Origin of the sequence: Bradyrhizobium frederickii, assembly GCF_004570865.1 — a bacterium.
GTDB classification, from domain to species: Bacteria; Pseudomonadota; Alphaproteobacteria; order Rhizobiales; family Xanthobacteraceae; genus Bradyrhizobium; species Bradyrhizobium frederickii.
Map to the genome: position 1 here is coordinate 1 of NZ_SPQS01000008.1, position 17,680 is coordinate 17,680.

Genomic DNA, 17,680 nt, shown 5'->3' on the forward strand with positions numbered 1-17,680 from the left:
ACGGTGGGTTCGGCGATCCGACTCCCGCCGCCCGGACCGAAAACATCGGCAGCGCTGCCTTCGAGCTGGGCCTTCCACGATGTGATCTGATTGGGGTGAACGTCGAACTGCTCCGCCAGTTGCGCCAGCGTGCGGTCACCCTTGACGGCGGCAAGTGCCACCTTCGCCTTGAAAGCCGGAGTGTGGTTCCGCCGTGCTCGTCTGCTCATCGTCTCTCCTGATTCGCGGGTCAATCTTGCCCGCCGTCAGGCAGAAACTCCACTTATCGCGCTGTTCAGATTTGCGGGACCAGCTCACAGCACCTACCTCGGTGCGGCTGGTGATCAGTTGGGATCGGCCGGCGGCGCTCAAAGCCACACGCTCTCCACCTCGGAAATCCCGTCTCACAATCACACTCTGACAGATCCTGGTCACGGTCACACCATTTCTCCTCCACTCTTCCGCGGCTTGGCGCCTGCAAATTCCGGCTCTTTTGCTTGGCCCGCCGGATCTACGGCTTCTGCCGATCTCGCGCTCTCAAACAACACAACCGGAATCTCGATTGCTGCGGCTGGTGGCGGAGGCGCCCACAACAACGTTCAGCCAACGATCGTTGCCAACAAGCTGCTGAGGATCATCTAGATCGCTAACAGATCCCGCGCGGTGCTACGGCTGGCATTGGTCGATCATCAAATGCGGCTGGGCTCGGCTTCCGTTCGTGTCTTATTCCGGCAAGCGCGTTCTTTGGTATGCCGGATGGCGCCCGCAAGCGGCGGGCTGGGCATAAAATTTATCATTCATCTGAATTGACTACTTGCGGCGCCGAAACGGCAACACCCGTCCGGCTGAGTTCGATGGCGGTCTGGGGGGAGGATCGGGCTCGGGTGTTTCGGGATCAATGCCGTACAGATCAACCAGCGAGTGACCTACCTTTCGCCAGCGAGCCTTTTTGTAGAAGCCTTCATAGTACCAGAGTTCGGTAAACCGAGCATCTTTCCACGGAACGTCGCTGCTTTCTTCCTCGTCATCGTCGTCATCGTCCTTGCTTCTCGGCAGGGGGATTTTCACAGCCGGCCCGTCCCAGATCACTCCCCCGGGACCTAGCAGGCGATATTCGCAATGCTCGGGGTCTAGGACTTCATCAATGAGGTAAGCCAATTCAAGCGTATTCGACGCGAAGAACACGCCTACAAGGTCATGCTCCTTGATTGTTCGGACGAGGTACGCAGGCATAACCAGCTCCAAAAGGCCGGATCATTCCTCAGAAGAGGAGGCAAATCAATCTGGCCTCGCCTACGACCCTTCGGATATTTCCGAAAGTTCGCCTGCTACCCGGACAAATTGCGTACAATGTGGAATGCGGAGGGGGACGATGATCTATAGAATCGCATTGGCAATCTTTTCGACCGCGGCAACCTTTATAAGCGGGCCGGTGAAGGCGGACACGCTTCGCTGGGTTTGCAAGTACGATGTAATGGCCTCGCCGGCAGGAGTGCAGCGAGAAAGTTTTAGGCTCGAGTTTGCCTTAGACAGTTTGACGAAAAAGGCCGTCCTGATCGGCAATGCCGGAATGTCCGATGTTGCCGTGCTCAACGGTGATCAGGCCATAACATTTGCAGAGACATTGGGTACAGGCGTAATTCAGACGACTTCAATTAGTCACAGGGACGGAAAGTCGGTGCACAGCCGACATTCCATCTTGGGAGGCAGCTTCGTTCCTTCCCAATACTACGGCGTCTGCAAATAACGCCCACGCCTACAGTTCGCGCGCCATGGCTGGATGGCTGCGATTCTTTACTTTGATCCAGAACTTCTGCCGTCCGCCGCGGTATGGCCGATCGCGGTGTTTGGAAACAAGCCCTTCAAGTCCCATCCGGCAAGCGGCGCGGAATAGGTCTGGCCCGATCTCACCACGCTCAAAAGGCGCAACGGTGATACCGTCCGGACGGCGCGCCAACAATCGCTGCAAGTTCGTCTTGCGGAGGTGAAGCGGCAGATCGCGCAGATCGTCGCCTGCCATGGCGAGCACGTCGAAAGCATAAAGCTGGACTTGGTGGTCGTGCTTGCGGGAGTGGAGTGCATTGAAGTCCGAGACCCCATCCACGCCAAGGATTACCGCTTCTCCATCGATGACAAATTGCTTCTGCCGATTTTTCAAGGCGGCCTCAGCGACCCAGGGATAGCGCTTGGTCCAATCGCTCCCGTTGCGAGAGAGCAGACGCACGCGATCGTTCTCCCGGATGACCAGCATCCGGTAGCCGTCGTGCTTTACCTCATGGATCCAGTCCGGTCCTGACGGGACCTGCTTGCCGGCGGTGGCCAGGCAGAGCTCGTACGCCATACGCATAAACCGAAGATAGGCACTTCGGCTGCATTTTACGAATCAGGAACAAGCAGCAATGGCGCGCGTGGTTGGGGCACTCGCAAATGCAACGGCCCCAGCCATCTAAGGCTGAGGCCGTTTTTTATATTCCGTTCGGAACGACTCTCAACCTCGCGAGTCGTATCCAAGCTCCCGATCAACCCCAAGTCAAAAGCCCCCCATCGGGAGTAAACCTTCCCCAAGGTTGGCGACCTCTGCGTCCCCACGCGGAGGTCGTTTGCGTGGATACAAATAGAAAAAGGCCACCCGAAGGCGAAACGCTGGCCGCGCTTTCGGTAAAATGGTGTGCTGCGCCGACGTGGCCATCCAAAGTGCGGGTGGTGACCATCTCGCCGCAGAAACAGCGCGCGTCCCGTCCGGGCGTTGAGTCGGCAACGGCATAGGGGCTTCAGTTCCTTCTTTCAGCGCGTGAGCGCGCCGAAGATTAGAAACTCGCACTCGACAACAACAGAACTGCACCGATTGCCACAAGTAGAATGCCCGGCCAGTTTGCGCCAAGCCCCAGGAATCGCACGCCCCGCCTTGAGGGCTCGAGAGTGTCGGGAACCGGTCCGGAGGAACGTGGGCGGCTGAGCGATCCCGACCAAATAGCACTGCGCGCCATATATAAGATGCCGCCGAGAACGAGCAGCGCGCCGAACACCAGCAGGATATCGCTCATAACCCGAAACTCCCGGGTTCGTGGTCGCCCCGATCACAACCTCCCTCAACGCGCGCGGCACTTCAAAGGTCCTACGCGGCAACATCAGCACATCATCGACGAGCTCGCGCGCATCTGAGATCGGAGCACGATTGATCTTATGAAGGAGAAGCTTGAATGCGCCTGATCCAGCTCCTCACCTGGACGCTCAAGCTCAAGGCGTACCGCTATCTGCTCAAGGCCAGCATGTCGCTGGCGCTACTCCTTTGAGCCCTAAAGATTGAAAAGGGCGCTGCCGGACTCCAAATGCCAGTCCCTCCGGCAGCGCCTTGTCTCAAACTGAGTTCTGAAATCCCAGTTCGTTTCGACTGGGCAATGGTCATGCCACAGGCTTCTGACAGCGCCCGCCGGTTCACGCTGGCGGGCCATTGTTCTCCGTTGCTAGAAAGTTCCTATTCGGGGCTGGGTACTGTCCGTATTTAACCCCCAGTGTCCTAAGTTGAATTTGGGGGTGTCCTAATTCGCAATCGGGAACCGAACCGTTGATGTGCATCAATCGTTTCCGACTACAACCGGCCGCGATTGATGCATGGGCAAGGAAACCCCGAACGCACCCAAGGACCCGAACGCCGATCAAGAGAAGGCGACGGAGGACCTTAAGCAGGTTGTCCGCGAGGACATCGAGGAGCAGCGCGCCCTTATTGAGAAGCTACGTCGCAAGATGCAGTAAGGCCGGCACAACCGGATAAATCGCTTTTAGGTTGTTTACAGAACAAAAAAAGCCGCCTCAGTTGGCGGCCTCTTTCATCAAGCCCGTAGTTCTCCGCTCGGAGAACAAAACCCCGTGCCCCGTAATTCTCCGGCCCAGAACAGATGGTGAGGAATAACGCACCCGCTTTGTTCTTTCTGTGTGTATTTATAAGCGGAACACTGAGCTAAGGCCGCCTCGGTGGCGATAGGAACGACTCTTCAGCCGAGAGAATTGAGATTTCGGTCTGTGGCGCGACACTCCAGATGTTGCGACATCCACCCGGGACGGCCCATCGTCCGAACGCGCGTTTGGCGGTGGGTCGGTTCTCGCGGCTAGTTGGCTCTCTTTCCCACTCCGGGAACTAGCGGCAATCGGGTGGATTGGTGCTGTGCTCCGGTTCAAAGCCCCCTTGGTGCCGGAGCGTTTCCAACGGCCCCAGCCGCCGCCCCCTGCTGGGGCCGTCGTTTGTGCGCAGCGCTCCGCTGATCCGGCGGTTCACGCTGGCGGGCCAACGAAAAAATGACCCAGCCGCTGTCTGGACGGCTGCGAGCTACCGAAGGAGGGTCACCAGTTCTTCGGCAGACGTGAGAGGCCAACCGCCGCGAGGAGGGCACGTTCCTAGACGAGTGCTTTGCCGCGCGAAGCGTTGTCGCCACTGTGATTTGGGCCGGTCGGCGACCTATGGTAGTATGACAGCGGTTCTCACCTATAGTTATTTTTGGCAACGGAGCCCGAAATGATTACCGCCGCAGCCTGCCAAGAAGCAGCAGAGCGCTACAAAGCACTTTCCACAAATCCAGGTATTTCAGCCTCGCGGGCTTCCCTTTTGAAGAACATCGCAAAGAGCTTCGCCGGCTTGGCCACCCAATTGGACAGACTAGCAGCACTCACAAGAGACGAAGGTCGTCGCTCTGTAAACGGTCCGCCTTAGTGGGCGGTGTCTTTCGCGCCCATGATCGCAAGCCGTGGGTTGCCCCGATCAAAGTCAGGCCGCACGTCCGCACCGCGGCTGCCGCACCCCTGACAGACGAACTTGGGCTCGATATCAGACAGCCGCACCGCGTCCGGCCACGGGGCGGCGTCCAAGGCGACATGGTGGCCGCAATGGCAATAGACCAAGACTCCGGACAGACCCATTGAGCGCATCTCGCCAAAGGTGATCTTCATTGGCCGCCCGTCAGGGTGGGTAGGTGTAGGGCGTCGGCGGGGGAGGGGCATACAAGTAACGAATCCACGTTCTGAGTCGAGATCCGATGTCAGTAAAATGATACCTCCCGGGCTCAGTCATTCTTCCACGTTGGCTTGTTCAGCTTTGCAAGGTAATTACGCTGGTTGTGCCGCCTGGGGGCCGGGGGATAATGATAACCATTGATCTGAACGCGCGAATTTTAACGGAAGAGCATAATGTTTACGTCGTCCGACCAGGAAAGGGGTTCCGCCTTTACCGCGAGTTTCGAGAAAACAGTAGCCTCATAGCCGAACTACCGGGGCTCAAACTAGAGCCCGACGCACCGCTCAATGATCAAAACCTGAGGCGGCGTGTCAACCGCTCCAGGGCCTTTCGCGCCTGGTACAGGCGCGGCCAGCCGGCCGATGATCGTCCGTCCGGCAAATTGGGTGATTACGGCGACGGGGGCGGCAACAGTGCGGCCCAGCTAGAGGGGCTGGTTCGGACATACTACGAGAAAATAAAGCGGGGCGATCTCGTCATCGTACCCCCGAGGGCCTATATGGATGAGGTCCTGATCGGGGAAGTCCGCTCTTCTGGTTCCAAGTACGAGACCGAGAAGGTGCCTCGCCTGTTTGGCAACGAAGACCTTCCGGCGCGAAATGTTCGTTGGTTGGCTAGGCTGCCCAAAACCGAGCTTCCTTTTGCAATCTTGGATGCGCTACAAAAGCCGAACGCCGCGTTCATTGTGGAGCGCTCTCTACGAGGACAGTTCTACAAGCTGGCGTACGGCAACTACTCGATCAATGATCTCTATTCGGCTCGCTTCGAAGTAACCAGCGCGGATTTCGATACCTTCGATGACGCCTTGCTTCAAGGCTTTTTCAATTTCGCTGCGGCGAATACGAAGGCGATTGCCGAGGATAGAGAAGATGAAGTCAAACACTTTGAGCAAGCTGCCTTCATTGATTCAGGCGACTATCTTGCTCAGCTGCAAACAAATATTAATTCGCCCGGATTTATTTCTCTCATTGGGCAGAGAATTACTCCTCTCGTTACGTCCGTTCTGTTCATTATCGCGATCGACATCGGAGCGGACGCAGTGGCCCAAACCGAGGCGGGTAATATGATCATGACAAACTCGAAAGCTGCCGCCAACGATTCCTGCACGGCAGAAGTGGCGAAGCAGGCATTTCGGCAGATCCAGCTTCTGGGTCTCGACGGATGGCCGGCCGCATGCGAGCGAGCAAGAGAAGTGGCCAAGCGAACCGGCCTCAGGAGTCCAGCAACTGTTAAACGGGATAACTAGCCATGATCGAAGCGATCAAAAAGCTCTTTAGAGAGCATTGGTTGGCTGCGCTCACAGGCGTGATCGGCCTGTTGATCGGCGGCCTGTCATCCGACTACGCCAACTTTCGGGCCGCGAACCGTGAGGCACTCAAGAAGCAGATTGAGGCTAGCGAGAAAGCTGATCATGACATGAACTTGGTGCTTCAGAAGTTTGCCGACAAGGCTCTAGGCAAGAGCGCAACGTCGCCTGAGGACTTGCAGGCGCTCAAGTCAACTGTTCAAGATTCTTTTGCCGCTGCTGAGCGATTGAGAAATCACTTCCCAAATGCGAAGCATGAAGTAGACGAGTTTGCCGACGCTCTGGTGCGCCTACAGAAATCAGCGGAAAACCTTTCTGGTCCCGCCAACGGCAAGGACTTCGTTGAGTCCGTGTCAAAGTACTATGCGTCTAAACAAAACCTCTCGAGCCGAATTGTTGATGCTCAAACAAAGTGGCGACCGATTTAAGACCTCTGCCACGACGGTAAGTCGGCAACTGCCGGCGGCAGATCGTGCCCCCGCTCGTAAACCAGATCCCAAAGCTCCCAAGCGACCGCATCATTGACGTCTGCGAGCTTTGCGCCCACTGCCTTTGTGAATGTCCCGTCAAAGGGTGGCCTGCTGCGGATGATCCGGTAGCCACTTAAGTAGGGATTCGTCGGCATTGGCATCGACGTACTGAGCCGGATGCAAATCAGCGCGGCGAGCTCGTTCGCTTTGAGGGGCGAGAGCCTGGCGTCATCCCGTAAAATTTGTGAAACGATGCGCTCAATGCGGGCGCTATCCAATCGGATTTCAGGCACGATCATCTCCAATTTCGCATTCTGAACGTGGGAAATTCACCAATCCCGTCAATGCGTGAACGGATCGGGAAAGTTCAGAATGAACGTTGGCGATGCTTAGGGACTGGGCGGATTTCGATTCCGAGGGTCGGAGGTTCGAATCCTTCCGAGCGCGCCAGTCCTCATTTTGTCCAGCCCGTTCCAGATATGTTCCGAACCGGCGCTGAGGCCGGCGCCGTCGCAAGGGCTCGCTGGGTCAGTCAGCCCTAGCGGACACCGCTTTGCCGTCCACGGGCCAGCGTGTCGGAGGGCGTCTCGTGGAAGATCGCGCGGTAAGCTGCGGCAAATTCACCCAGATGGTGGAAGCCCTGGGCGCGCGCGCATGTGGTGACGGTGGCGCCGCCGCCCTTGAGGAGGCGGGCGCGGGTCGCCCACAGCCTCTTGAGCCGGATGTACTGATGCAGGCTCATGCCCCGCACCTTGCTCACCGCGCCGCCGAGCGTCCGGATCGAGACGCCGAACTCGCCGGCGAGATCAGCGGTATAGATCGCAGCGGTCGGATGGGCCGCGACGTAATCGTCGATCCGCTGCACCAGCTTGATCGAACGCTCGGCCTGGGCCGAGGCGCTCAGGTCCGACATCGAATCGGTTTGAAACAAATCGTCGAGCGCGAGCAGCAGGCCTTCCTGGAGATGGAGCGCAACCTCGGTGGTTTCGAACAGGAGCGGCTGCACCGAGGCGGTCCGCAGGATGTCGAGCAGGAGTTGCCGCGTGTGGAGCAGAGCCGGCCGGTTCGCGACATGGGCCCGCAAATCGTCGGCGCGATCGAACCGGCCCCGGTCTTTCAGCCCGGGGGAGAAGATGATCATTGCGTAATGATTGGTCTGCGGCTCGACGAAATGGCATTCATCGTTGCCGCGGAGCGTGACGAAGAAGCGCGCATCGAGATCCAGGCCCTTGAGGTTGACCTGGAGGTCGTTGGTCATGGACAGGATCACCATCCCGCCCGGCATCCGATAGGCCGCGTCCAGGATGCGCGCGAACGATCTCATCACGATGATGCGGCACGCCGGAAGGGAGACGACGGCGCGGGCCGCGGCGAAGTTCGGGATGTCGAGCGGAATGCTTCTGGCATCCTCCATCGACTCGATCGGTCGAAACGCGTCGACGTCGGCAAAGCCGATCAGCTGAAGCGCGGAGGACGGAGTGAGAGCGTCGAACAACATGGGTCTGACCGGCTGCTGAAAAGTGACAATCACATGAACGTCGATGCAGTGCCATCAATGGCGAAACATCGCGTTCCAGTAAACCGAATTTCAGGCCGTAGTATTGCGGACATCATGCCATGATGTCCGTCGGATCAATGTCGCGTCCACGCTCCCCGCTCATCGGCTTTCCGGAAGCGAGGTCGATGAAGTGCAGACGTGGGCAGACGGGGCAGGCAAAGGACGCAAAGCTCCGCCCCTCTGTTCTCTCCTGCTTCTCCAGATGCGTCTGCACGTTCATGCCCGTCTCGGGGCATCGAAAGACGATCAACTCGGCCATCACCGCAGAATGACGGTGTGGGCGGTTTCATCTTTGATCTAGATCAGTTCTTGGAATCGCTTCAGGCCGGCGACAACGGCGCAAGACGTGATCTCGCAAGAGCGAGGGGCCCGGAGGGCCCCTTCACATGTTACCAGCCGCGATAGCCGTAATAGCCATAATGGCGCGGGCCGTAATAGCGCGGCGGCCCATAATATCGAGGGCCGTAATACGGCCGGGGCCTGTAATATCCATAGTAGTTCGGGCGCCACCAGCAGCGCCCCCAGGCGTCGCAGACCATGCGCACCTGCTCGACGCCGGCGATATCGGCTGTTGCAGGCGCGGGCGCGATAGGCATGGCGGACGCCGTCGGCGAGGCCGCCAGAGCACCAAACATGGCACTGAACAGGCCTGCGGCGACGAGGCCAATCTTGCGAGTCATGATGTCTTCCTCCGCTTACGCAAAACAGGATATCGAAGTTGTTCTGATCAAATTGTGGCGGAGCCGAAATGTAATGCTGATGAACAGATCTTCAGCAAATCCGCCCACCGGGCTGGGCTTGGCCGCATGCCTAATGCCGTGCCGACCTTGATCCTGCGCAATTCGCAAATCCGCCTCGGCTCATAGTGTTGCTGTGTGGCGGCAGCATGGGGCTCGCTGCCGGGCAAGGTGAACTGGATGCGAGTCATTCCAAATCTGTCGATCTCGCCGGAGAAAGTCTTCTTCGTCATCTCGAAATCGCGCCGGTCCGACAGCGAGGCGGCCGGAGGCGGCGTCATCCTGGAATCCGGCGACGATGACATGAGCTATGGCCGCAACGGGCGCGGCGGGACCACCGACCGTGCGGAGCTCACGGGCTTCATCCGCGATCTCAATGTCGACGAGCAGATCGATCTGGTGGCGCTGGCCTGGCTTGGTCGCGGCGACGGCGATCTCTCCAATTGGCGCGAATTGCATGCCCAGGCCGCGCAGGCGCACAACGCGCGCACAGCTTCCTACCTGATCGGCACGCCAATGCTCGCCGACTATTTGGAGGAGGCGATGGCGCAGTTCGGCAAGTCTTTCGAGGAATTCGAAGACCATCTCTGATGCTGGATGCGCGTCCATAAGTTTCAAGGAGAGTTGCAATGGATAAAATGAGAATCGACAAGGGCGACTGGCTGGTGGTGTGCGACGGGCGCAAGGCGCTGATTCTGGAGAACCTCGGCGACGAGATGTTTCCCAACCTTCACACCAAGGAGGTGCACGAGCAGCCGAATCCGTCGACCAGCGCGCAAGGGAGCGACGCGCCGGGGCGAGTGCATGCCGCTGCCGGCGGCGCCCGCAGCTCGGTCGAGCAGACCGATTGGCACGACGAGGCCGAGCGCGCTTTCCTGCGAAGCCTGGCCGGCCGGCTCAATGCCGCCGTCAGCTCCGGCGAGACCACGGCCCTGACCATGGTGGCCTCGCCGCGTGCGCTTGGCATGATCCGCGCCGACTACTCGGACCTCGTGCGCAAGGCGCTTCAGGGCGAGGTCGGCAAGGATCTCGTCAAGCTGCCGGTCTACGAGATCGAGAAGCAATTGCTGCTGTCGGGCGCCGCCAAATAGAGGCGCCCGGAAACAGGCCGCGGCCGGCGTCCCTCAGTAGCAGGGGTGCCGGCGGCGGTCCTGACCGAGATAGGCGGCCGCGCTCTGGTAACAATGGTTGGTCGAGGGGCCGTCGTAATAGGCGAAGGTGCCGGGGGTGATGCCGGGACCGTAATTGTGCAGGTAGCTGATCGGGTAGGGAAGCGGGTTGGCGTAGGCGCGGTGGTGCCGGTGATGGCCCCGCGCCTCCGCCAGGCCAGGGGCTAGGATTGCGGCCGACAGGGCCGCAACCGCGGCGACTAGCGTCAACTTGCTCATCTCGATTCTCCGGGACCCGCGCGAATAGGTCAGCCCTTTATAGCCATTTCGAGCCGCCGGGACACCCGTCCGGCGCCCGGAAATCCGGGGTAAACCCGCAGATTCCCGGGTGGGTGTGACAGAATTGCCCGAAGTGGCGGCAGGCCTGCCCATTTTTGGCCTTGTCGGGATGCTTAACGAATTCCCCACACAAGTATGACCAAAGACTATTCGGTAAAGAATCCTGTCGCCGGCCTTTTGGGGGTCCTTCGAGGCCGGTGCATTCCTGAAGGCTAACGCCGTCACCTCGCCATGCGCATCACGCTCCTGAGCCTGCTGTTGCTCTGTCTCGCCGCCGCTACGCCGGCGCGGGCCGAGCTGCATATCACCCGCGACCACGGCGGCTATGTCGAGGAATACAAGGCCAAGTACAAGCGGGTCCGCGAAAAGGGCGAGCGCGTCATCATCGACGGCATCTGCAATTCGGCCTGCACGCTGGTGCTCGGCATCGTGCCGATGAACAAGATCTGCGTGACGCCGCGCGCAAGCCTTGGCTTCCATCAGGCCTATTACGACAAGGCCTTCACCTTCGGCATCAAGGTCACCAGCTCCGAGGGGACCTCCGACCTGATGTCCTACTATCCCGATACGGTGAAGGACTGGATTCGTCGCAATGGCGGGCTCACCACCGACATGAAGAAGATCAAGAACGGCGTCGAGCTCTGGAAGATCATCGACCCCTGTCCGGAAGAGTGGTGAGCGGCTGCGCTGAGTCGCAAGCCTCCATCGCAACGCAGCATCGTCCGGACGAAATTCGCATTGCCGCATAGCCCCCGGTGGGGCAATGAGGGCGGCAATGAACGATAATCAAGAAGCCCTGACCGCCCGCGCCGCGCCGATCCTGTTCGTCCTGCTCTGGAGCACCGGCTTCATCGGCACCAAATACGTCGTCAACAACGCCGATCCCTTGACCTATCTCGCCATCCGCATGGCGATCGTGGTCGGCCTGATGGCGATCATCGCCGGCCTCGCGCGGCCGAAATGGCCTGACAGCACCGGCATCGCGCACAGCGCGGTCGCGGGCATTCTCGTCCATGGCTTTTATCTTGGCGGCACCGCGATCGCGATCGCGCATTCGATTCCCGCCGGACTCTCCGCGCTGATCCCGGGCCTTCAGCCGATCCTGACCTCGACCATCGCCAACCGCTGGCTCGGCGAGAAGGTGACGCCGGTGCAATGGGCCGGGCTCGTGCTCGGCCTCGGCGGCGTGATGATGATTCTGCACAACCGTCCCATGACCGGGGACGCCGGGCTAGGCTGGCTCGCCTCGGTGGTTTCGCTGATCAGCATCACGCTCGGCACGCTCTATCAGCGCCGCTATTGCAACCAGATCGACTGGCGCGCCGGCAATCTCGTGCAGTATGTCGCGGTCACGATCTTCTTCGCGATCGGGGCCTTCCTGTTCGAGGAGCGTGTGGTGCATTGGACGCGGGAGTTCGTGCTCGCGCTCGCCTGGCTCGCTGTGGCGCTCTCGATCGGATCGATCGGGCTGCTGTACTGGCTGATCCGCCACGCCGCGGCGACCTCGGTCGCGAGCCTGTTCTATCTGGTGCCGGCCGTGACTGCGCTGATGGCCTACCTGCTGTTCGGCGAGAAGCTCGACGCACTGGCGATCGCCGGCATGGCGATGTGCGGCGCTGCGGTGTTCGTGGTCAACCGCCGCTTCTAGGTCGGAATCCGGAAAGAGCGCGGCGGGACAGGGTCTCCGGAGGCGCTCGCATCCGGAGACCCGTCTGAGCGGCTCGATCAGCGCTTCGCCTTCCTGGCTTTCTTCTTCTTTGCAGCTTTCTTGGCGGTCTTCTTCACGGCCTTCTTCACGGTCTTCTTGGCCGCTTTCTTCGAGGATTTCTTGGTGGCCTTCTTGGCGGCCTTCTTCGAACCCTTCTTCGCGGCCTTCTTGGCCTTCTTCTTGGAAGCCTTCTTCGGCGCTACTTTCTTCGCGACCTTCTTGGCGGCCTTCCTGACCTTCTTGACGGCGGTGACTGCCGCGTCCTTGGTCGCTTCCACGGCATTGGTGATCGTTTCCATCGCCTGTTCGGTGATCGGCTTGTCGTCGTCCATATCGTGTCCCCCACGGTTTGTATGGAGCGACGACGATAGCGCGTTTCATAATTGTGTCAAAGCAACGCTCAACCTTTGCGGATCTTCGCGTAGGCTGCGAGCGCACGTTCGCGTCCACTGGCATGATCGACGATCGGGTGCGGATAGGTCTCGCCGAGCGTGCCTGCGCTCGCGAGCTCGATCGGCGTTGCCTGCCAGGGGCGGTGGATCAGCTTGGCCGGCATCTGATTCAGCTCCGGCACCCAGCGCCGGACATAGGTTCCATCCGGATCGAACTTCTCGCCCTGCAGCTGCGGATTGAACACTCGGAAATAGGGCGCAGCGTCGGCGCCGCAGCCGGCGACCCATTGCCAATTGGCGGGATTGCTGCCGGCGTCCGCGTCGACCAGCGTGTCCCAGAACCAGGCTTCGCCCTCGCGCCAGTCGATCAAGAGGTGCTTGACCAGGAAGGAAGCCACCACCATCCGCACCCGGTTGTGCATCGCTCCGGTGTGCCAGAGCTGGCGCAGGCCGGCATCGACGATCGGATAGCCGGTGCGGCCGCGCTGCCAGGCGGCGAGCGCCTTGATGTCGCGCGTCCAGGGGAAGCCGTCGAAATTCGCTTGCAGGTTTCTGGTGGCGAGGTCGGAGTGATCGTGGAGGAGGTGGCGGCAGAACTCGCGCCAGCCGAGCTCGCTCAGGAATTTCTCGATGCCGGGCCGGAGTGCCGGGTCTTCGTCCGCCGCGAACCGTGCCGCGTGCCAGATCTGGCGCGGGCTGAGTTCGCCGAATCTCAAATGCGGCGAGAGCCGTGAGGTGCCGTCCCGGTCCGGACGGTCGCGGTCGCCGACATAGGCGCGCGCGCTGTGCCTGAGGAAGTCGCGCAGGCGCTTCCGGGCCGAGGCCTCGCCCGGGGTCCATGCTTCGCGCAGGCCGCCGGCCCAATCCGGCTTGGCCGGCTCCAGTCGCCAGCTCTCCAGCACATCGCCGGCGATCTTCGGTGCGGGGCGCAGCTGCTTCGGAGCAGGCAGCGGTTTTGCCGGATCGCCGAGCGACAGCAGGCGCCGCCAGAATGGCGTGAACACGCGCAGGCCGCGGCCCTCCTTGGTACGGATGGCCGAGGGCGGGGCCAGCAGATCGCCGGGGAAGCTTTGCGAATCGATGCCGAGCTTTGCCAGCGCCGCCTCAAGCTGGCTCTCGACGGCCTGATGCGGTGCCTGTGCAATTCCATTCCAGTAGACGGCGCGGGCACCGCTTTCGCGCGCCACGTCCGGGATGATCCTGGCCGCCGGTCCCTTGCGCAGGACCAGCGATCCGCCGCGCGCAGCGATTGCGGCACCGAGCGCCCGCAGCGACTGCGCCAGCCACCAGCGCGTCGCGGCGCCGGGCGGTCGGGCGAGGCCGTCGTCGAGCACGTACAGGCAGACCACCGGCGCACCGGTCTTCGCCGCGGCGTGCAGAGCAGGATGGTCGGCCAGGCGAAGGTCGTCGCGGAACCAGACGATGATGGACGGCACGCTCGGCGCGGTCAGGGGATCCTCGTTTACGATTTGGAAAGCATGCCGGGGACGGCGGTAGGGAACCGTCGTTAATGGGACTGTAATACCACTGCAGGATTATGCAGGGATTACGGGGGTAGTTCCATTCATGTCCAAGGTTCTGACCGGGAAGTTCTTGCCGCAGTTCAAGCTGGGCACCAAGGCGGTCCTGTGCGCCGTGTTGCTGATCGCCGTGAACACGGCACTCGTGGTCGGCGCCGGCTATTGGTCGCTGACCTCCGCCTTCAATGACCGCGCTTTGCGCGACATCGAGGTCAACCTGCGCACGCTAGCACTGGCCTTCACCGAGATCGTTCCGGCCGCCAAGATCACGATGCGGGATGGCGCGGTGGTGCGCGCCGAAATCCCCAACATGCCCGACTTCAAGGATCATGCCATCGTCGACCGCGCGGTGTCCTATGTCGGCGGCAATGCAACACTGTTCGTGTTCGACGATGCGAGCGGGCAGTTCGTCCGCCGCTCCACCAACGTGAAAAAGGAAAACGGCGACCGCGCCGTCGGCACCCAGCTTGCCGCCGACCATCCAGGACAGGCGCCGCTGCGCCGTGGCGAGGCCTATAAAGGTCCGGCCACGCTGTTCGGCAAGACCTTCATGACCGCCTATTTCCCCATCGCGGACGCGGCCGGCAAGGTCGTCGGCATTCTCTATGTCGGCATTCCCATGGTCCAGTACGAGAGCATGCTGGCCCACGCGATCGAGAGCATGGCCGCGGCCGCCGGACTTGCCGCGCTTCTGGTGCTGGGCCTGACCCTGCTGCTCGTCCGCCGCGTCACCCGACCGCTCACCTCCGTCACGCACTCGCTGACCGCACTTGCCAACGGCCAGAGCGACGTCACGATCGAATGCGAGGATCGCGCCGACGAGATCGGCGAGATCGCCCGCACGGTCGCCGTGTTCAAGAGCAATTCGCTGGAGCGTGCGCGCATGCGCAGCGAGCAGGCGGCGGCCTCGGCCGCGGCGGCCGAGCAGCGCAAATCCGACCTGCGCAACTTCGTCGAGGAGTTCCGCGGCAGCGTCGGCGGCATCCTCGACAAGGTGCTGACATCGTCGGGCGAGTTCGAGCGCGTGGCGCGGCAACTGACCGACGTCGCACGCTCCACCGCCGATCTGTCGGCGCAGTCCGCGGGCGCTTCCGAAACTGCCTCCGAGCACGTGCGTTCGGCGGCATCGGCCTCCGACGAGCTGTCTCAGTCGATCTCCGAGATCACCCGGCGCGTGCAGGAATCGAACGAGATTTCCGCCGAGGCCGTCCGGCAGGCCGAGGCCACCGACCAGCGCATCGCGCAGCTCTCGGAAGCCGGCGCGCGCATTGGCGACGTCGTCAAGCTGATCACCTCGATCGCCGAGCAGACCAACCTGCTGGCGCTGAACGCCACCATCGAGGCCGCGCGCGCGGGCGACGCCGGCCGCGGCTTTGCGGTGGTGGCCCAGGAGGTCAAGACGCTGGCCGGCCAGACCGCGAAAGCGACCGACGAGATATCGAACCAGATCGAGAGCATGCAGCTTGCGACCGAGGAATCGGTCGCCGCCATCAAGGCGATCAGCGAGACCATCGAGCGCATCAGCGGGATTGCCGGCTCGATCTCGGCTGCGGTCGAGCAACAGAAAGGCGCTACCCACAACATCGTGGCGAGCGTTCGCGCGGCGGTCTCAGGCACGGCCGAGGTCGCCATCAACGTCCGGCACGCCGCCAAGGGCGCCAGCGAGACGGGCGAGACCTCGAGCCGGATGTTTGCCTCGGCCCAGGCGCTGTCCGGCGAGAGCCTGCATCTGAAGGCCGAGGTCGACGGTTTCCTCGACCGCGTGCGGGCGGCCTAGTCGCTACGGTCATTCCGGGGCGGTCCGGAGGACCGAGCCCGGAATCTCCAGATCCTCGCGGGCGCAATTGCGCACCACGGTTCGATGCTAACGCATCGCCCGGGATGACAGCGTTGTTATTTCGGCTGCGGCACGATGCGCAGATAAGGCTTCGGCTCCTTCCAGCCCTGCGGATAGATCGTCTTGGCCTCGTCGTTGGAGACCGAGCCGGCGATGATGACATCTTCGCCCTGGGTCCAGTCGGCCGGGGTCGCGACGCGATGCTTGGCGGTGAGCTGGAGCGAGTCGATGACGCGCAGGATCTCCTGGAAGTTCCGCCCCGTGGTCATCGGATAGACCAGCACCAGCTTGATCTTCTTGTCCGGCCCGATGATGAAGACGTTGCGGACGGTCTGGTTGTCGGCCGCGGTGCGCTTGAGGGGATCGCCGGAGATCGCGGCCGTCAGCATGCCGTAGAGCTTCGAAACGTTGTAATCGGTGTCGCCGATCATCGGATAATTGGGCGCTGCGCCTTGCGTCTCCTTGATGTCCTCCGACCAACGGGCATGGTTGTCGACCGGGTCGACCGAGAGTCCCATCAGCTTGACGCCGCGCTTGTCGAATTCCGGCTTCAGCCTGGCGAGGGCGCCGAGCTCGGTCGTGCAAACCGGCGTGAAGTCCTTGGGGTGCGAGAACAAGAGCGCCCAGCTGTTGCCGATCCAGTCGTGGAACTTGATCTTCCCTTCGGTGGTCTCGGCTTCGAAGTCGGGTGCGGTGGTGCCGATCGGGAGTGTCATGATGTTACCTCATCGCATTGAATCTACTGGGGAATTTTTCTCTGGCCGTCATCCTCATTATAGGGCCTTAACAAGCCAAGTGAACGCCCGCTGAACCGGTTCAAGTAAAATGTGAATTTCTTCCTTGAAGGCCCGATTTCCTAGCAACTTATTGTTACAGCGGCACCTGCGGCGAAACATCTCCACCCGGGGTCGCACGGTCTCGCTCGCCCCTATTATGCCTTTTATGACTTCCATCACGCTCGCCCGGCGCGTGCTGGAACCAAAACGGTTCTGACAGCGACCAATTGGCAACCATCTCGAAAAGTCGCGATCGCCGTATCGAATCGTTAACCACCCCTTTACGCCGGCATGAAAATGCTGGCCGATCAGAAGAAGTCTGGAAGTGAACTATGTCTGCCGCTGCGCCTAAATCTGTCGAGTCCTCGTCCCTCGAACCGTCCTGCCGCGACACCGCGGCCCATGCACTCTCCATCGTGCGCGACGGTGTGATCACCGGCGAAGGCCCGACCACCAAGGGAAGGGTGCACTTCTCCCGTTCGCTCGATGCCGATGACACCGCCTGGTGCACGCGGATCCTGACGGCCACCGCCGTCAACGATCAGCCGGTCAGCCGCGCTGAGGCCGAGGTCCTGTTCGAGATCAACGAAGCCGCGACCGAGCGCAGCGATGGCGGCCGCTTCGACGACCTGCTCGCCAAGGCCGTTGCCCATTATGCCGCGAGCGCCTCGGGCCTGAAGGTGCCGCCGCGCAGCGTTGCGCTGTCGGCCGACACCGAGATCGAGAGCTGGGCGCCGTCCTACGCCTCCAAGGTCAACAGCGAGATGCTGGAATGGATTGCCGGCCAGATGCGCGGCAAGCGCCACAACAACCGTCGCCTGATGGCGATGGTGGCGACCTTCCTCGGCGCCACCGCGCTGCCGCTGGCGGGCCAATTGCCGAACGTGTTCGACATCGGCATGTAAGACTTGGGCCCGTAAAGACTTGGGCATGTAACATCTAAG

General features: G+C 61.2%; 23 protein-coding genes. 10 read left to right on the forward strand and 13 right to left on the reverse strand.

What is annotated here, in order from left to right:
* Together E4K64_RS15135 and E4K64_RS15140 are read right to left on the reverse strand one after the other, a co-directional pair.
* A partial coding sequence (locus E4K64_RS15135; RefSeq protein ID WP_135162981.1) for a transposase occupies nt 1–209 on the reverse strand: 209 nt, incomplete at its 3' end.
* A 580-nt stretch (nt 210–789) separates the two neighbouring features.
* Nucleotides 790–1,212 carry a hypothetical protein gene (locus tag E4K64_RS15140; protein WP_135164246.1) on the reverse strand — a complete coding sequence of 141 codons (423 nt, stop codon included), beginning with the start codon at nt 1,210–1,212 and terminating at the stop codon, nt 790–792.
* A gap of 139 nt (nt 1,213–1,351) precedes the next feature.
* Here E4K64_RS15140 and E4K64_RS15145 point away from each other — a divergent pair, with 139 nt between their 5' ends.
* Nucleotides 1,352–1,726, forward strand: coding sequence for a hypothetical protein (locus tag E4K64_RS15145; protein WP_135164247.1), 375 nt, complete (start codon nt 1,352–1,354; stop codon nt 1,724–1,726).
* A gap of 9 nt (nt 1,727–1,735) precedes the next feature.
* On the opposite strand, the gene E4K64_RS15150 is transcribed toward E4K64_RS15145, so the two are convergent.
* Entirely contained in the window at nt 1,736–2,320 is a 585-nt protein-coding gene (locus E4K64_RS15150) for an ATP-dependent DNA ligase (protein WP_135164248.1), read from the reverse strand.
* 466 nt (nt 2,321–2,786) lie between these two features.
* Nucleotides 2,787–3,023, reverse strand: a complete 237-nt coding sequence (locus E4K64_RS15155; protein ID WP_135164249.1) for a hypothetical protein — start codon at nt 3,021–3,023, stop codon at nt 2,787–2,789.
* A gap of 568 nt (nt 3,024–3,591) precedes the next feature.
* Here E4K64_RS15155 and E4K64_RS40335 point away from each other — a divergent pair.
* Nucleotides 3,592–3,732 (forward strand): hypothetical protein, encoded by a 141-nt coding sequence (locus E4K64_RS40335; RefSeq protein WP_167772021.1) that lies wholly within the window; start codon nt 3,592–3,594, stop codon nt 3,730–3,732.
* A 948-nt stretch (nt 3,733–4,680) separates the two neighbouring features.
* On the opposite strand, the gene E4K64_RS15165 is transcribed toward E4K64_RS40335, so the two are convergent.
* Nucleotides 4,681–4,971, reverse strand: a complete 291-nt coding sequence (locus E4K64_RS15165; RefSeq protein WP_135164251.1) for a hypothetical protein — start codon at nt 4,969–4,971, stop codon at nt 4,681–4,683.
* Between the two features lie 140 nt (nt 4,972–5,111).
* Between E4K64_RS15165 and E4K64_RS15170 the strand changes: the two genes are divergently transcribed.
* Together E4K64_RS15170 and E4K64_RS15175 are read left to right on the forward strand one after the other, a co-directional pair.
* Nucleotides 5,112–6,230, forward strand: a complete 1,119-nt coding sequence (locus tag E4K64_RS15170) for a hypothetical protein (protein WP_135164252.1) — start codon at nt 5,112–5,114, stop codon at nt 6,228–6,230.
* A gap of 2 nt (nt 6,231–6,232) precedes the next feature.
* Entirely contained in the window at nt 6,233–6,718 is a 486-nt protein-coding gene (locus tag E4K64_RS15175; protein ID WP_135164253.1) for a hypothetical protein, read from the forward strand.
* On the opposite strand, the gene E4K64_RS15180 is transcribed toward E4K64_RS15175, so the two are convergent.
* The 4 genes from E4K64_RS15180 to E4K64_RS15200 form a co-directional block, all read right to left on the reverse strand.
* Nucleotides 6,715–7,059, reverse strand: coding sequence for a hypothetical protein (locus E4K64_RS15180; protein WP_135164254.1), 345 nt, complete (start codon nt 7,057–7,059; stop codon nt 6,715–6,717). The genes E4K64_RS15175 and E4K64_RS15180 overlap by 4 nt on opposite strands.
* Nucleotides 7,060–7,298: 239 nt before the next feature.
* Nucleotides 7,299–8,258: an AraC family transcriptional regulator gene (locus tag E4K64_RS15190; protein WP_167772022.1), complete on the reverse strand. Its 960-nt coding sequence runs from the start codon at nt 8,256–8,258 to the stop codon at nt 7,299–7,301.
* A 112-nt stretch (nt 8,259–8,370) separates the two neighbouring features.
* On the reverse strand, nt 8,371–8,538 hold the full coding sequence (locus E4K64_RS15195; protein WP_347338625.1) for a hypothetical protein: 168 nt from the start codon (nt 8,536–8,538) through the stop codon (nt 8,371–8,373).
* Between the two features lie 169 nt (nt 8,539–8,707).
* Nucleotides 8,708–8,998 carry a hypothetical protein gene (locus tag E4K64_RS15200; RefSeq protein WP_135164256.1) on the reverse strand — a complete coding sequence of 97 codons (291 nt, stop codon included), beginning with the start codon at nt 8,996–8,998 and terminating at the stop codon, nt 8,708–8,710.
* Between the two features lie 237 nt (nt 8,999–9,235).
* Here E4K64_RS15200 and E4K64_RS15205 point away from each other — a divergent pair, with 237 nt between their 5' ends.
* The gene (locus E4K64_RS15205; RefSeq protein ID WP_135164257.1) at nt 9,236–9,646 is read left to right on the forward strand and encodes a DUF3775 domain-containing protein; all 411 of its coding nucleotides are present in this window, start codon (nt 9,236–9,238) and stop codon (nt 9,644–9,646) included.
* A 38-nt stretch (nt 9,647–9,684) separates the two neighbouring features.
* Nucleotides 9,685–10,146, forward strand: coding sequence for a host attachment protein (locus E4K64_RS15210; RefSeq protein WP_135164258.1), 462 nt, complete (start codon nt 9,685–9,687; stop codon nt 10,144–10,146).
* Between the two features lie 33 nt (nt 10,147–10,179).
* Here the strand turns inward: E4K64_RS15210 and E4K64_RS15215 are convergent, their stop codons facing one another.
* The gene (locus E4K64_RS15215) at nt 10,180–10,443 is read right to left on the reverse strand and encodes a hypothetical protein (RefSeq protein ID WP_135164259.1); all 264 of its coding nucleotides are present in this window, start codon (nt 10,441–10,443) and stop codon (nt 10,180–10,182) included.
* 291 nt (nt 10,444–10,734) lie between these two features.
* Here E4K64_RS15215 and E4K64_RS15220 point away from each other — a divergent pair, with 291 nt between their 5' ends.
* Nucleotides 10,735–11,181, forward strand: a complete 447-nt coding sequence (locus E4K64_RS15220; RefSeq protein WP_011088070.1) for a hypothetical protein — start codon at nt 10,735–10,737, stop codon at nt 11,179–11,181.
* A gap of 97 nt (nt 11,182–11,278) precedes the next feature.
* Nucleotides 11,279–12,151 (forward strand): DMT family transporter, encoded by an 873-nt coding sequence (locus tag E4K64_RS15225; RefSeq protein ID WP_135164260.1) that lies wholly within the window; start codon nt 11,279–11,281, stop codon nt 12,149–12,151.
* A gap of 77 nt (nt 12,152–12,228) precedes the next feature.
* Here E4K64_RS15225 and E4K64_RS15230 read toward each other — a convergent pair whose 3' ends face one another.
* Nucleotides 12,229–12,543, reverse strand: a complete 315-nt coding sequence (locus E4K64_RS15230; RefSeq protein ID WP_135164261.1) for a histone — start codon at nt 12,541–12,543, stop codon at nt 12,229–12,231.
* Between the two features lie 68 nt (nt 12,544–12,611).
* On the reverse strand, nt 12,612–14,000 hold the full coding sequence (locus E4K64_RS15235; protein ID WP_235884687.1) for a cryptochrome/photolyase family protein: 1,389 nt from the start codon (nt 13,998–14,000) through the stop codon (nt 12,612–12,614).
* A gap of 169 nt (nt 14,001–14,169) precedes the next feature.
* Between E4K64_RS15235 and E4K64_RS15240 the strand changes: the two genes are divergently transcribed.
* Nucleotides 14,170–15,900, forward strand: coding sequence for a methyl-accepting chemotaxis protein (locus E4K64_RS15240; RefSeq protein WP_135164262.1), 1,731 nt, complete (start codon nt 14,170–14,172; stop codon nt 15,898–15,900).
* A 116-nt stretch (nt 15,901–16,016) separates the two neighbouring features.
* Here the strand turns inward: E4K64_RS15240 and E4K64_RS15245 are convergent, their stop codons facing one another.
* Complete coding sequence (locus E4K64_RS15245) at nt 16,017–16,676, reverse strand: peroxiredoxin (RefSeq protein WP_135164263.1); 660 nt, start codon at nt 16,674–16,676, stop codon at nt 16,017–16,019.
* Between the two features lie 392 nt (nt 16,677–17,068).
* Between E4K64_RS15245 and E4K64_RS15250 the strand changes: the two genes are divergently transcribed.
* Entirely contained in the window at nt 17,069–17,641 is a 573-nt protein-coding gene (locus tag E4K64_RS15250) for a hypothetical protein (protein WP_135164264.1), read from the forward strand.
* The last annotated feature ends 39 nt before the right edge of the window (nt 17,642–17,680 follow it).

Coding starts and splice junctions, on each gene's coding strand:
- E4K64_RS15140 (WP_135164246.1), bottom strand. CDS start 1,212: ATGCCTGCGTACCTCGTCCGAACAATCAAGGAGCATGACCTTGTAGGC.
- E4K64_RS15145 (WP_135164247.1), top strand. CDS start 1,352: ATGATCTATAGAATCGCATTGGCAATCTTTTCGACCGCGGCAACCTTT.
- E4K64_RS15150 (WP_135164248.1), bottom strand. CDS start 2,320: ATGGCGTACGAGCTCTGCCTGGCCACCGCCGGCAAGCAGGTCCCGTCA.
- E4K64_RS15155 (WP_135164249.1), bottom strand. CDS start 3,023: ATGAGCGATATCCTGCTGGTGTTCGGCGCGCTGCTCGTTCTCGGCGGC.
- E4K64_RS40335 (WP_167772021.1), top strand. CDS start 3,592: ATGGGCAAGGAAACCCCGAACGCACCCAAGGACCCGAACGCCGATCAA.
- E4K64_RS15165 (WP_135164251.1), bottom strand. CDS start 4,971: ATGCCCCTCCCCCGCCGACGCCCTACACCTACCCACCCTGACGGGCGG.
- E4K64_RS15170 (WP_135164252.1), top strand. CDS start 5,112: ATGATAACCATTGATCTGAACGCGCGAATTTTAACGGAAGAGCATAAT.
- E4K64_RS15175 (WP_135164253.1), top strand. CDS start 6,233: ATGATCGAAGCGATCAAAAAGCTCTTTAGAGAGCATTGGTTGGCTGCG.
- E4K64_RS15180 (WP_135164254.1), bottom strand. CDS start 7,059: ATGATCGTGCCTGAAATCCGATTGGATAGCGCCCGCATTGAGCGCATC.
- E4K64_RS15190 (WP_167772022.1), bottom strand. CDS start 8,258: ATGTTGTTCGACGCTCTCACTCCGTCCTCCGCGCTTCAGCTGATCGGC.
- E4K64_RS15195 (WP_347338625.1), bottom strand. CDS start 8,538: ATGAACGTGCAGACGCATCTGGAGAAGCAGGAGAGAACAGAGGGGCGG.
- E4K64_RS15200 (WP_135164256.1), bottom strand. CDS start 8,998: ATGACTCGCAAGATTGGCCTCGTCGCCGCAGGCCTGTTCAGTGCCATG.
- E4K64_RS15205 (WP_135164257.1), top strand. CDS start 9,236: ATGCGAGTCATTCCAAATCTGTCGATCTCGCCGGAGAAAGTCTTCTTC.
- E4K64_RS15210 (WP_135164258.1), top strand. CDS start 9,685: ATGGATAAAATGAGAATCGACAAGGGCGACTGGCTGGTGGTGTGCGAC.
- E4K64_RS15215 (WP_135164259.1), bottom strand. CDS start 10,443: ATGAGCAAGTTGACGCTAGTCGCCGCGGTTGCGGCCCTGTCGGCCGCA.
- E4K64_RS15220 (WP_011088070.1), top strand. CDS start 10,735: ATGCGCATCACGCTCCTGAGCCTGCTGTTGCTCTGTCTCGCCGCCGCT.
- E4K64_RS15225 (WP_135164260.1), top strand. CDS start 11,279: ATGAACGATAATCAAGAAGCCCTGACCGCCCGCGCCGCGCCGATCCTG.
- E4K64_RS15230 (WP_135164261.1), bottom strand. CDS start 12,543: ATGGACGACGACAAGCCGATCACCGAACAGGCGATGGAAACGATCACC.
- E4K64_RS15240 (WP_135164262.1), top strand. CDS start 14,170: ATGTCCAAGGTTCTGACCGGGAAGTTCTTGCCGCAGTTCAAGCTGGGC.
- E4K64_RS15245 (WP_135164263.1), bottom strand. CDS start 16,676: ATGACACTCCCGATCGGCACCACCGCACCCGACTTCGAAGCCGAGACC.
- E4K64_RS15250 (WP_135164264.1), top strand. CDS start 17,069: ATGTCTGCCGCTGCGCCTAAATCTGTCGAGTCCTCGTCCCTCGAACCG.